General features: G+C 63.2%; 11 protein-coding genes. 2 read left to right on the top strand and 9 right to left on the bottom strand.

All coding sequences use genetic code 11. The annotated features are described in order from the left end of the window. Positions 1 to 21 precede the first annotated feature (21 nt). The 3 genes from ACPJXG_RS02320 to ACPJXG_RS02310 form a co-directional block, all read right to left on the bottom strand. Positions 22 to 1,917 carry a beta-propeller domain-containing protein gene (locus tag ACPJXG_RS02320; RefSeq protein ID WP_425253290.1) on the bottom strand — a complete coding sequence of 632 codons (1,896 nt, stop codon included), beginning with the start codon at positions 1,915 to 1,917 and terminating at the stop codon, positions 22 to 24. A gap of 96 nt (positions 1,918 to 2,013) precedes the next feature. Continuing rightward, positions 2,014 to 2,637, bottom strand: a complete 624-nt coding sequence (locus tag ACPJXG_RS02315) for a trimeric intracellular cation channel family protein (protein WP_035822575.1) — start codon at positions 2,635 to 2,637, stop codon at positions 2,014 to 2,016. Positions 2,638 to 2,641: 4 nt separating this feature from the next. Further along, entirely contained in the window at positions 2,642 to 5,071 is a 2,430-nt protein-coding gene (locus ACPJXG_RS02310) for a penicillin-binding protein 1A (protein ID WP_425253289.1), read from the bottom strand. A gap of 141 nt (positions 5,072 to 5,212) precedes the next feature. Here ACPJXG_RS02310 and ACPJXG_RS02305 point away from each other — a divergent pair, with 141 nt between their 5' ends. Further along, a complete protein-coding gene (locus tag ACPJXG_RS02305) occupies positions 5,213 to 6,100 on the top strand; it encodes an HTH-type transcriptional regulator ArgP (RefSeq protein ID WP_425253288.1) in 888 nt (295 codons plus the stop codon). Here ACPJXG_RS02305 and ACPJXG_RS02300 read toward each other — a convergent pair whose 3' ends face one another. The 4 genes from ACPJXG_RS02300 to ACPJXG_RS02285 are packed head-to-tail and all read right to left on the bottom strand — an operon-like array spanning position 6,101 to position 9,748. Continuing rightward, complete coding sequence (locus ACPJXG_RS02300; RefSeq protein WP_425253287.1) at positions 6,101 to 6,973, bottom strand: ABC transporter permease; 873 nt, start codon at positions 6,971 to 6,973, stop codon at positions 6,101 to 6,103. Continuing rightward, a complete protein-coding gene (locus ACPJXG_RS02295) occupies positions 6,970 to 7,815 on the bottom strand; it encodes an ABC transporter ATP-binding protein (protein ID WP_099376347.1) in 846 nt (281 codons plus the stop codon). The genes ACPJXG_RS02300 and ACPJXG_RS02295 overlap by 4 nt, the downstream gene beginning before the upstream one ends. Position 7,816: 1 nt before the next feature. Next, positions 7,817 to 8,830 (bottom strand): ABC transporter substrate-binding protein, encoded by a 1,014-nt coding sequence (locus ACPJXG_RS02290; protein WP_425253286.1) that lies wholly within the window; start codon positions 8,828 to 8,830, stop codon positions 7,817 to 7,819. A gap of 33 nt (positions 8,831 to 8,863) precedes the next feature. Then, positions 8,864 to 9,748: a TauD/TfdA dioxygenase family protein gene (locus ACPJXG_RS02285; protein ID WP_425253285.1), complete on the bottom strand. Its 885-nt coding sequence runs from the start codon at positions 9,746 to 9,748 to the stop codon at positions 8,864 to 8,866. 210 nt (positions 9,749 to 9,958) lie between these two features. On the opposite strand from ACPJXG_RS02285, the gene ACPJXG_RS02280 reads away from it, so the two are divergent. Next, a complete protein-coding gene (locus ACPJXG_RS02280) occupies positions 9,959 to 10,444 on the top strand; it encodes a tetratricopeptide repeat protein (RefSeq protein WP_425253284.1) in 486 nt (161 codons plus the stop codon). Between the two features lie 18 nt (positions 10,445 to 10,462). Here the strand turns inward: ACPJXG_RS02280 and can are convergent, their stop codons facing one another. Together can and dnaJ are read right to left on the bottom strand one after the other, a co-directional pair. Next, positions 10,463 to 11,134: a carbonate dehydratase gene (can, locus tag ACPJXG_RS02275; protein WP_035822585.1), complete on the bottom strand. Its 672-nt coding sequence runs from the start codon at positions 11,132 to 11,134 to the stop codon at positions 10,463 to 10,465. A gap of 136 nt (positions 11,135 to 11,270) precedes the next feature. Further along, on the bottom strand, positions 11,271 to 12,404 hold the full coding sequence (dnaJ, locus tag ACPJXG_RS02270) for a molecular chaperone DnaJ (protein WP_034745985.1): 1,134 nt from the start codon (positions 12,402 to 12,404) through the stop codon (positions 11,271 to 11,273). Positions 12,405 to 12,479 lie beyond the last annotated feature (75 nt).

The following is a 12,479-nucleotide window of genomic DNA, read 5'->3' as shown; positions in this document are numbered from 1 at the left end:
AGCGGCAATTTCCCAGCGCCCTCAGCGAACAGGGGACGCAATGGGTGCATAGCTGATGCGGCGCACTTCGCGGATCTGTCCATCCTTGAGCGCCCCTTCCACCACTTCATAGCCAAGCAAGGCGAAGACCCGGCCCTGCAGGAACAAGGGACGCGCATTGCCATACCAGTCCACGCACGATGCGCGGCAGCCGTCGTCCGGCACTTGGCCCGGCCGCGCCGCCAGCGCGCCCAGTTCCGTCAACTGCAAGCCGCTGTTGCGCAGATACAGGACGGAGGCGGCTGACTTGTTGAGGCCAGGCCGCTCGTCCGCGCCCAGGATGGGCAGGCCGATCAGACCTTCGCTGGCCGTTTGCGGCTTGTAGAAAAAGCCGTGGCTGCGCGACTCGCCCTGCGCCGCGTCGGCGCGGATGTAGCGCGTGGCAATCGCCGCCTGCGCCCCCAGGCGGATGGGGCTGAAGTGCAGATCCTTGCCCTGCGCGCCGATTACCACGGCGTCATTGCCCAGCGCCTCGATGCGCTCCACGCCATGCGGCAGGGACAAGGCTTGCACGCTGCCCGCATCGGCCCAGCGCACGGCATACAGTGGCTGGCGCGGCCAGGCCTGGTCCGCCTGACGACGTCCGGGATTGCCCGGATTGCCGTACAACAGATAGGATCCCACATAACGGTTTTGCAGCCCATAGCCGCCACCACCGGGCAGCGGCTGGTAGCTGCTGGCGGGCGCGCTGTCGCGGCCATCGGAAAACGAGGCCAATGGCACGCGCAGCAAGGCCATGTCGCCGCGCCCCCGCGCGCCGTCCCACATGGCGTCGCCTTGGCCTTCGGCGCGCAGCAGCACGTTCAGGTGACCGTCAGGGCTTTCGAGGAACGAGAACTGGTCGACGGGCGCGCCGGCCACCTTCAGTGCGCTGGGCGCGCTGCCATCGAGGGGAATGCGGAACACGCCCGAGTCGCTGCCGCGGCGCGTCGTCCACACGAAAACGGATTCGCCCGACACATAAAACACGCGGCCTTGGGGCCCCATCACGGCCGTCGCTTCGCAGCGCATGTCGCGCTGCGCCAGGTCGCACACGGTGACCGTGTGCAGGGTCAGGCCGAAGCCCATTTCCGGTTCTTCATCGGTGCGGTAGATGCGCGTGGCCGGGGCGATGCGCTTGAAGTCGGACGGCACGGCGTCAGGACGCCAGCGGCGCAGCGCGGGAAAGCCGCCGAACGGGTCGCCCCGGCGCAAATTCAGCGACAGGGGCGAGTAGAACACCAGTTTGCCGCCGACCAGGCGGCTCGCGTAATTGCGCGAGGAATAATAATCGTTGGAGCGCAAGTGATAGGTGGAGCGGTAGGCCAGCTTGCCATCGGCGTTGACGTCGAACAGCCCGATCTCCGTGCCGCCGCGGCTGTAGCTGTAGCCGATCACCACGACCGTGTCGCCATCGATCAGCATTTCGTCATACCAGCTGCCCGACGGGTCGCTGCCCGGCGCGAACGCGTCGAGCGAGGACACGGGCTGCAGGGCATTGCCCCCCACCTGCACGGTAAACAGCTTGCCGCGCCGGAGCATCACCAGATGCTTGCCATGCAGCTTGACGATGCCGCCTTCGTCCACGCCCGCCGTTTGCACATTGGTGACGGATTCCGCCGCTTCTGCCGATGCTGCCGGCGCGGATTTCGCCATCATTGGCGCGGGAGAGGCGGGAGGAGCCGGCGGCGCCGACATGGACTGCGCCGTGGCACGCTGCAGTTTCTGCTGCTCCCTTTGCAGGGCCGCCTGGCGCGCCTGCAACTGCTGCAGATAGCTGCTCAAGGCCTGTTCGCTGGCGAACGGCGCCAGGGTCTTGCGCGGCGCCGTGCCGGCGGCGTGGCTGCCTGCCGACAGCAGCAGGGACAGTATCAATGTAATTTTGAGGGCGCTGGACATCGCTTCTTCTCCGGTTGGCTGGGGTGTCCAACATGAAACGCGGCAGCGCAGAAAAAGGGGTTAAACGCGAGAAAAAATATTCACGCGGCTGCTGCCTTACTCAAAACCCCGTATGCGGTCGCCGTTAAAATTCGGCAGGCGCCACTCGAAGTGCAGGGCCAGGAAGCGGAACAGGAAGCCGGCACCGATGGACGCCAGCTGCGCCACCGAGCTGTCGACCTTGAAGTGCAGCAGGCCCACATACAGGGCGCCCGTAAACAGGGCCACGGTGGCATACACTTCGCGCTGCAGCACCAGCGGGATCTGGTTGCACAGGATATCGCGCAGCAGGCCGCCGAAGACGCCCGTGATCATCCCCGCCAGCACGACGATGGCCGGATGCATCTTGGCCGACATGGCGATGTCGCAGCCGATAACGCAAAACGCCACCAGGCCCAGTCCATCGACCAGCAGGAAGATGGCGCGCAAATGGTGCAAATAGCGCGCGACAAAGGCCGTCACGATGGCCGCGCCGATGGTAAACAGCAGGTATTCGGGATGCGCGATCCAGCCCAGCGGATAGTGCCCCAGCAGCACGTCGCGCACGGTGCCGCCACCGAGCGCCGTGACGGTGCCGATCATGCAAATGCCGAACAAATCCATGCCGCGCCGCATGCCCATGATGGCGCCGGACATCGCTTCGGCGACGATCGCCACCAGGTAAATCGTATATAGCAGCATGCTCTTATTCTTCCGAAAATGATTTGAGAATTTGTTCGCGTTCGCGCGCTTCGTTCAAGGTGCGCGCTTCGTTCGTGCCCGTGCCGGAGCCGCCATCGCCGGCTTCACCGTGCGCCATGCGCGTATCCGCACCGCCGCTGCCGCAGCCGACACTGCTGTGGATAAAGGCAAAGTTATCCTGCAAGCAGTCGCCGGCCAGGTATTCGGCATACACGTAATCGCCATCGAGCAGGGCCAGGCCGGGCGGCTCGGCCAGCACCTGTTCGCGGCGGCCCTGCACGGCCACCTGCATGTAGTCGCGCCAGACGGGCAGCGCCAACGTTCCCCCGGTGGCGTTGCCCAGGCTCTTGGGCTGGTCGTAGCCGAGCCACACGACGGAGACGAGCCCCGAAGAATAGCCGGCGAACCAGGCGTCATAGGCGTTGTTCGACGTGCCCGTCTTGCCGGCCGCGTCGCCGCGCCCCAGCGCCAGCGCGCCGCGTCCCGTGCCGCTTTTGACGACGTCGCGCAGCATGCTGTCCATGACGTAGGCATTGCGCGTGGAGATCACTTGCGTACCGGGCGCCGGCGCATCCTTGGCGCGTGGCGCCGCATCGCTGAAAAGCACTTCTCCGCTGCGGCTGCGCACTTCCTTGATCAGTTTTGGCGGCATCTGCATGCCGCCATTGGCAAACACGGCATACGATTGCGCCAGCTGCAGCGGCGTGACGGCGCCCGCGCCCAGCGCCAGCGGCAGGGAGACGGGATTGCGCGCGCCCTCGAAACCGAAGCGCGTGGCGTAGTGCTGCACGTAGCCGGGACCGGCCGCCTGCATCAGGCTGACGGCCACCAGGTTTTTCGAGCGCACGAGGCCGCGCCGCACGCTGATGAAGCCTTCATAGTTGTTGCCGTAATTGCGCGGGCGCCATGGACGCGCACCCGTTTCCTGCGGCAGCAGCAAGCGCTGCGTGTCGTCCACGGCCGTGCCGGGAAAATATCCCTTTTCCAGCGCCGCCGAATACACGAAGGGCTTGAAGCTGGAACCAGGCTGGCGGTAGGCTTGCATGGCGTGGTTGTAGTGGTTGCGGTAGAAATCGAAGCCGCCCGCCATGGCGACGATTTCGCCGCTGTGCGCCTCGACGGAGATAAGCGCGCCTTCCATCTCGGGCAACTGGCTCACCAGCCAGCCCTTCTTGGCCGCGTCGTGCACCACGCGAATGACGCTGCCCGCGACGATGGCGCGCTTGCCATCCCATTGCAGCTTGCCGCCCAGGCGCGCTTCCGAGGCCGTCAGCACGATCTCGTCGCCATTGCGCAGCTGCGCCATCACCTGGCGCTTACCGGCGGTATCGACCTTGCGCACGAGGGCGGCGCGCAGTTCTCCGCTGTCCGGGTAGGCAGCCAGTTGGCGCGCCACGCTGTCTTCGGAAGCGGCCAGACGGGCTTCCGGGCCACGGTAGCCGCGCCGCGCCTGTGCGCTCAATAGCCCATCGCGCAGCGACTTGTCGGCCGCCCGCTGCGGCGCCATGCGGATGGTGGTCGTCACGTCCAGTCCCATGCTGTAAGCGCCTTCGGGATAGCTTTGCAAGATCAGTTGACGCGCTTCCTCGACCGCATACGCGGCCGCATGCACGGAGCTGTTGCGGTCCTTGTTCAGGGCCAGCTTTTCCGCCACGGCCGCATCGTATTCGGCCGGCGTGATGTAGCCCAGTTCGCGCATGCGCTGCAGGATGTAATGCTGGCGCACGGTGGCGCGCTGTGGGTTGGCGACGGGGTTATAGGCCGATGGGGCTTTCGGCAAGCCGGCCAGCATGGCTGCTTCGGCGATGCTGACGTCGGCCAGCGGCTTGTCAAAGTAAATGTTCGAGGCGGCAGAAAAACCGTAGGAGCGCTCGCCCAGGTAAATCTGGTTCATATACAGTTCCAGCAACTTGTCCTTGCCGTAGTGCTGTTCCAGCTTGTAGGCGAGCAGCATCTCCGTCAGCTTGCGCTGCACGGTTTTTTCGCGCGACAGGAAAAAGTCGCGCGCCACCTGCATGGTGATGGTGCTGGCGCCCTGCGCATGGTGGCCCGTGACGACGTTGGCCAGGGTGGCGCGCGTCAAGCCATAGAAATCGACGGCGCCGTGTTCGTAGAAACGCGCATCCTCGATGGCCAGCAAGGCCTGGCGCATGCGCAGGGGGATTTCCTTGAGGGGCAAAAATTCGCGGCGCTCTTCGCCGTATTCGGCCAGCAGCTCGCCTTCGCTCGAGAAAATACGCAGCGGCAGTGCGGGCTTGTACTGGGCCAGGTGCTCGACGGCCGGCAAATCCTGCCACGCCTGGCGCAGCCACCAGCCGCCCGCCAGCGCGGCGGCCATGCCCAGGCCCAGGGTCAATCCCAGGCCGAATTTCAGATTGCGCGCCAGCTTAGACTGGGGCTTGCGGGTGCTGCTGTCGTTCGCTTGTGCTTCCATGGTGGTATTCCTTGCTGCCAGGAAGCCGCACGCTGGCGCGCGGCACTCCATCAAAGAGGCATTGTGCACTGCAACACACCCATCCTTATCAAAAGTAAGTATTATTTAGTATTGATAAATTTTTCTTATGTAGGAACGACCATGGATCTCAATCCCAAGCACACGGAAGCGTTTCGCGCCGTCGTCGAAACGGGCAGCTTCGAGCAGGCGGCGTTGCGGCTGCACCTGACGTCGCCCGCCATTTCACAGCGGGTGCGGGCGCTGGAAAGCCAGCTGGGCAATGCGCTGATCGTGCGCAGCCGTCCGGCGCGCGCCACGCGCATGGGCCAGCGCCTGATGCAGTACCTGAAACGCGCCAAGCTGCTGGAAGCGGACTTGCAGGCGGAACTGGCGGTGCAGCAGGATGCCCCGCTGACCCTGGTGCTGGCGCTGAATGCGGACTCGATGGGCACCTGGTTCTTCCCCGCCCTGTCCGAGGTGCTGATACGCGAAAGAGTGCTGCTGGACCTGACCGTGGAAGACCAGGACCACACCTATACCTTGCTGGAGACGGGCATGGCCATCGGCTGCATCAGCACGGAAGCCAAACCCATGCGCGGCTGCACGGCCGAGCCGCTGGGCGTGATGCGCTACTGGCTGGTGGCCACGCCCGCGTTCCGCCAGCAGTGGTTTGCGCACGGGCTGACGCGCAAGGCGGCGCGCACGGCGCCCGTCGTCGCGTACACGCGCAAGGACACCTTGCAATCGTCGTTCCTGCAAGAGGCGCTGGGGCTGCCCGAAGGCGCCTACCCCTGCCATTATGTGCCGGGCGCCACCTCGCACTTCAACGCCATCCGCTATGGCCTCGGCTATGGCATGGTGCCCGAGCTGCTGTTGAAAGCAAACACGGATGGCGAACTGGTGGAAATGCTCACGCCCAAGACTACGGCCGACGTGGCCCTGTACTGGCATACGTGGAAGGTGCAATCGCCGCGCATGGAGCAGCTGTCACGGCAAATCATCGCGGCGGCGCGCAGCATGCTGAAATAACTATCTTTGCATGCCCCAGCGTTTGAGAGTCACGCGTTCCACAGTGCGGAAACCGATATTTTCCACCAGCAAACCAATCACGATGACGGCCGCCAGGCCGGCGAACACCTTGTCCGTGTACAGCTCGTTGCGGTTCTGGAAGATGTACCATCCCAGGCCGCCCTGCCCCGACGTGGTGCCGAACACCAGCTCGGCCGCGATCAGGGTGCGCCAAGCGAATGCCCAGCCTATCTTCAAGCCCGAGACGATGGAGGGCAAGGCGCCCGGCACGAGGATGTGCAGCACCAGGCGCAAGCCGTTCAACCCGTAATTGCGGCCCGCCATGCGCAGGGTTTCGGGCACACCCTGAAAGCCCGCATACGTGTTCAGGGCCAGCGGCCACATCACGGAATGGACGATGACGAAGATCAGGCTGGCGCGTCCCAGGCCGAACCACAGCAGAGCCAGCGGCAGCAAGGCAATCGCCGGCAAGGGATTCAACATGGCCGTCAGGGTTTCCAGCACGTCGCGCCCGATGCGGCTGGACACGGCCAGCAAGGTCAGCACGAAGGCGGCCAGCACGCCCACCGCATAGCCTTGCAGCAACACCACCAGGGATGCAGCCGTGCGCGTGAGCAATTCCCCGCTGGCGATGCCGCCGATAAACGCCTGCGCCGTCTGCAGAAAACTGGGCAAGAGTAAATCGTTCTGCGTCCAGCGCGCCGCGCCTTCCCACAGCAAGGCCAGGCTGAGCAAAATGAAAGCCTTGCGCCACAGCGCGTGCTGGCTCAGACGCTGCCAACGCGACAGCGGCTGCTCGACGGTGACGCCGGCCGGCGGCGGCGCCGCGTAGACGAATTCCTGGCGGATAGGCGGCTCCAGCAGCGCGCTCATACGGCCTCCCGGTGGACAGGCTCTGCTTGCGCGACGGGAGCGACTTCCTCATCGAACAGCAAGCCATGGATGCGGCTGCTGGCGGCCTGGAATTCCGCGCTGCCCGCGCTGTGCAAGCCGAATTGATGACTGTTGAGTTCGGCCCGTACCCGGCCCGGATGGGGCGACAGCAGCAGGATGCGGTTGCCCACGACCAAAGCTTCCTCGATCGAATGCGTAACGAACACAAGGGTAAAGCGCAGCTCTTCCCACAGACGGCTCAGCTCTTCCTGCATCTTGCGCCGGGTCAAGGCATCGAGGGCGGCGAACGGCTCGTCCATCAGCAGCACTTCCGGCTGCATGGCCAGCGCGCGGGCGATGGCCACCCTCTGCTTCATGCCGCCCGACAAGGTATGCGGATGGGCATCTTCAAAGCCGGCCAGGCCCACCTTGGCGATCCAGTGATGGGCGCGCTCGCGGGCCGCCTGCTTGTCCAGGCGCTTGCTGGCCAGCAAGGGGAACATGACATTTTCCAGCACAGTCTTCCATGGCGGCAACTGATCGAATTCCTGGAACACGACGACACGGTCCGGCCCCGGTTTATGGATGGGCTGGCCCTGCATGGCGATGCTGCCCGCGCGCGGCGCGATGAAACCGGCCACGGCTTTCAGCAAGGACGACTTGCCGCAGCCGGATGGCCCCAGCAGCACGAAGCGGTCGCCCCGGAACACGTCGAAACTGACGTCGTGAGTGGCGCGCACGGTACGCTGCTCGGTGCGGTATTCCAGGCTGACATGTTTGACGCTGAGCAAGGGCTGCAAGGCAACCGGAGGACGTACCAGGTGAAAAGCGGGTGCGTTCATGTCAGCCTCCTTGCGTGATGGCAGGGTCGTCAAAGAAATAATCGCGCCAGCTGTCGGGCAGGTTGCGGATGGCGCTCACGCGGTGCAGGAATTGCGCCAGGCCATAAGTGTTTTGCGGTGCGATCTTGAATTGCACTTGCGGGTTGGCAAAGATTTTCAACAGCAGATTGCGGTCCACCTTGCTTTTATTCACCTTGATGTAGATGTCGGCCGCGCCTTGCGGATTGCTGCTCGCATACTGCGCCGCTTCCGCCAGGGCGGCGATGAAGGCGCGGTAAGTTTTCGGACTGTCCTTGCGGTACTTTTCCGTCGCATACAGCAGAGTCGACGAGCTGGGTCCGCCTTGCACGTCGTACGAGTTCAGGATGATGTGGGCGTTCGGGTTTTGCGCCAGTTCCTGTTCCTGGAACGGCGAATTGCCGAAGTGGCCTGTCAACTCCGTGCCGCCGGCGATGATGGCGGCCGCCGCGTCCGGGTGTGGCAAGGTTTGCGTGATTTTATCGAGGCGGGCGAATTCCTTGTCGCCCCACTGCTTCGCCACCGCCATTTGCAGGATACGCGCCTGCACGGAAACGGAAACGGCAGGCAAGGCGATGCGATCATTGTCCGTCAAGTCCGCCAGGGTTTTCACCTTGGGATTATTGCTGACCAAATAGTAGGGGAAGTTGCCCAGCGAGGCCACGCCGCGCACGTTCTGCCGGCCTTTGGTGCGGTCCCAGATGGTCAGCAACGGCCCCAGCCCAGCCCCCGCGATATCGATATTGCCCGACAACAAAGCGTCATTGATGGCCGGCCCGCCAGACAGGGTGATCCACTCGACTTTGACATCGACGCCCTGCTGCTTGCCATGCTTTTCAATCAGCTTTTGTTCCTGCGCAATATTGAGCAGCAAGAAGGTGATGCCATGCTGGCCCGCGATGCGGATCTGACCTTCTGCCCGGGCCATGGGCATGGCCATACACAGCACGGCGATGGCGGCAAGCAGGCGGCGGGAAAAACTAACGATCGGCAACATGGACACTCCTTGGGTCAACTACGTTCAAAAAAATCAGTACGGCGCATCGCCTTCAATCGTGGTGCGATACAGTTTGCGGCGCTGCTCGGGCGGGCAACCCGTCGCCAAATGCATCAGGGAACGGTTATCCCAGAACACCAGGTCGTACGGCTGCCAGCGGTGCACATACAGGTGCTCCGGGCGCACGCTATGGGCAAACAGTTCGTCGAGCAGGGCGCGGCTTTCATCGTCGGGCAAGCCGACGATGCGCGTGGTGAAATGTTCGCTGACGAACAGGGCGCGGCGTCCCGTTTCCGGATGCACGCGCACGACGGGATGGGTGACGGGTTGGACTTCATCGATCTGCGCCTGCGTCAGGGCCGGCCGCCATGGATTGCGGCGGCGCAATTCTTCATACTGGCTTAGGTAGCTGTGTTCGGCACGGGCGCCGCGCACGGCGTGGCGCAGCGCGGCAGGCAAGCTGTCCCACGCCAGGTGCATATTCGCGAACACGGTATCGCCGCCGTCCTGCGGCAACTCTTGCGCGTGCAGCATGGAGCCGAGGCTGGGCACTTCCTTATACGACAGGTCAGAATGCCAGAAATGGCCCGCGTCGCCCAGGCCGATGGGCTGGCCATCCTCGACAATGTTCGAGATGATCAGCACTTCCGGCTGCGTAGGCAACTGGAACTGGCGCAGCACGTGGATTTGCAGCGGGCCGAAGCGGCGGCTGAAATCGACTTGCTGCCGCGGCGTGATGTGCTGGTCGCGGAACACCAGCACGTGATGGTCGAGGTGGGCGTGGTGCAGGCGCTGGAAGTCGTCCAGTGACAGCGGCTGCGCCAGGTCCAGCCCCAGCACTTGCGCGCCGAGCGGCGCATCGAACGTCTCGATACGGAAGTGGCTGGTGGAGTACTTGGGTTTCAGGACGGCCGACATGGGAACTCGCCTAGAGTCTGGGGAAGTCCACTGTATGCCTGCTCGCCCATCCTGCAAACGAAGCATTTCTGATATGGATATGCGCGGCGCGTTGTGCCACGCTGCAACAGGCACTGTCACGCAATGGCGCAGCTGCGCCGGCTTTGCCGGGGAATGAGGCTAGCACGCAACTTGCTTATCTACCAGCTTCAATCGTTGATCAGGAAAGCCATGCCCACCTACGCCCTGCTGCTCGCCTTGCTGTTCCCTGCTTTCGTCCACGCCCAGGATAGCGAGGGTGAAAGTGATCTCAGCTACAAAGCCTATGTGCACAGCGGCAAGCGCATCAAGTGTTTGTACGGCTATGCGGCCGACAAGACGGGCGACCATGCGGCCGCCGTCGCCATCTTTGAAGATTGCATCCGGCGCTGGAACGATGTGTATTCGATGATTTGGCTGGCCCAGCTGTACGAAACGGGCATCGGCGTGACTAAGGACTTGCAACAGGCGACGGCGCTGATGCGGCGCGGCGCACATACGAATGATGACGCGGCCTATGCGCGGCTGGCGCGCTACCACTATGGCGTGGCGCTGGCCGAAGGCCGGGGCACGCCGCAAGACATTCCCCAGGCCAAAACCTGGCTGCGCCAGGCGGCGCAGGAGGGCGTGCGGGAGGCGACCGATTACCTGAACCGCCTGGACAATGCGGCGCCGTAGGCACGGCGCCGGCATCGATTACGCGATGGCTTCGTAGCGGGCCAGGCGCGTCGCCATGCGCGGCGCCAGTTCGTGGCCAGCCGTGACGGTCACTTCCAGGTCGTTCAGCAAGCCATCCTTCAAGCCATAGACCCAGCCATGGACGCTGAGTTCCTGGCCCCGTTCCCACGCATCTTGCACGACGGTGGTCTGGCACACGTTCAAGACTTGTTCGACGACGTTCAGTTCGCACAGGCGGTCGCCGCGCTGGCGGCTGGTCAGCACGTCGCCCAGGTAGCGTTCATGCTTCTGGCCCACGTCTTGCACGTGGCGCAACCAGTTGTCGACCAGGCCGATGCGCGTGCCCGTCATGGCCGCATGCACGCCCTTGCAACCGTAATGCCCGACGATGATGACGTGTTTGACTTTCAGCACGTCCACGGCAAATTGCAGCACGGACAGGCAATTGAGGTCGGAATGCACGACCACATTGGCAATATTTCGGTGCACAAACACGTCGCCAGGCGCCATGCCCAGCAATTCATTCGCTGGCACGCGGCTGTCGGAGCAGCCGATCCACAGGTATTCGGGCGACGTTTGCGCTTCCAGGTTCTTGAAGAAGTTCGGGTCTTTCGCCACCATCGAGTCGGCCCAGCGGCGGTTACGCTGCAGCAGTTCCGCCAGGGCCGGGCCATTTTTCTGTTCGGTCATATCGCTCCCATTGTGTACGTACGACTGCATTGGCGGCAGATCGCGCCCATAGGCCGGCGATGCGCGCACATTGCTCAGTCGTGATGAAAAAAACGCCGGGATGTTGAAGCATCCCGGCGCATGGTATTACGTGTGCTTATTCAAAAAAATCCTTGACCTTGTCTTTCCAGGTCTTGCTTTGCGGACTGTGCTTGGCACCGCCCTCAGTCGTCGACTTTTCAAAGTCGCGCAGCAGGTCTTTCTGTTTTTCCGTCAGTTTCACGGGTGTTTCGATGGCCACGTGGCAGAACAGGTCGCCCGCGTAACCGGAGCGCACGCCCTTGATGCCCTTGCCTTTCAGGCGGAAGGTTTTACCCGACTGGGTGCCTTCCGGGATCGTGAACGACACTTTGCCGTTCAGGGTAGGCACTTCGATTTCGCCGCCCAAAGCCGCCTTGGTGAACGAGATCGGCATTTCGCAATGCAGGTCGTCGCCTTCGCGCTGGAATACGGCGTGCGGCTTGATGTGGATTTCCACATACAGGTCGCCCGACGGACCGCCATTCGTGCCCGGTTCGCCGTTGCCGGACGAACGGATACGCATGCCGTTGTCGATACCGACTGGAATTTTCACTTCCAGGGTCTTGTTGCGCTTGATGCGACCGGCGCCGCCGCATGGCGTGCACGGGTCAGTGATGACCTTGCCGCTGCCATGGCATTTCGGGCAGGTTTGCTGGATGCTGAAGAAACCTTGCTGCATGCGCACCTGGCCGTGGCCACCGCAGGTACCGCAGGTGGTGGGCGACGTGCCCGGCTTGGCGCCGCTGCCGTGGCAAGTGTCGCACTTGTCCCAGCTCGGCACGCGGATGGTCGTGTCGAAGCCGTGAGCAGCTTGCTCCAGTGTAATTTCCAGGTTGTAGCGCAAGTCGGCGCCACGGTACACCTGTGGCCCCGCATTGCGGCTGCGTCCACCGCCACCGCCAAAGATGTCGCCGAAGATATCGCCGAAGCTGTCGGCAAAGCCGCCAGCACCGCCGCCGAAGCCGCCACCGCCGCCCATGTTCGGATCCACGCCAGCGTGACCATAACGGTCATACGCGTCGCGCTTTTCCGGATTGGTCAGCATCTCGTAGGCTTCTTTGACTTCCTTAAACTTTTCTTCCGATTCTTTGCTATCCGGATTGCGGTCCGGATGGTATTTCATCGCCAGTTTACGGTAAGACTTTTTGATCTCTTCTTCCGAAGCATTTTTTGCGACACCGAGTGTCTCGTAAAAATCACGCTTTGCCATGTTGTCGGCACCTTGCAGTCTATCTACTGATGTAAAAATTACACGAAAAAGCCGAGTCGAGTGCTGCGCTAGGCG

The sequence above is a fragment of the Janthinobacterium sp. NFX145 genome (assembly GCF_049810325.1).
Classification (GTDB): domain Bacteria; phylum Pseudomonadota; class Gammaproteobacteria; order Burkholderiales; family Burkholderiaceae_D; genus Janthinobacterium; species Janthinobacterium rivuli.
The sequence above is the reverse complement of the archived record's forward strand: the minus strand, read 5'-3'. Positions and strand labels throughout refer to the sequence as shown.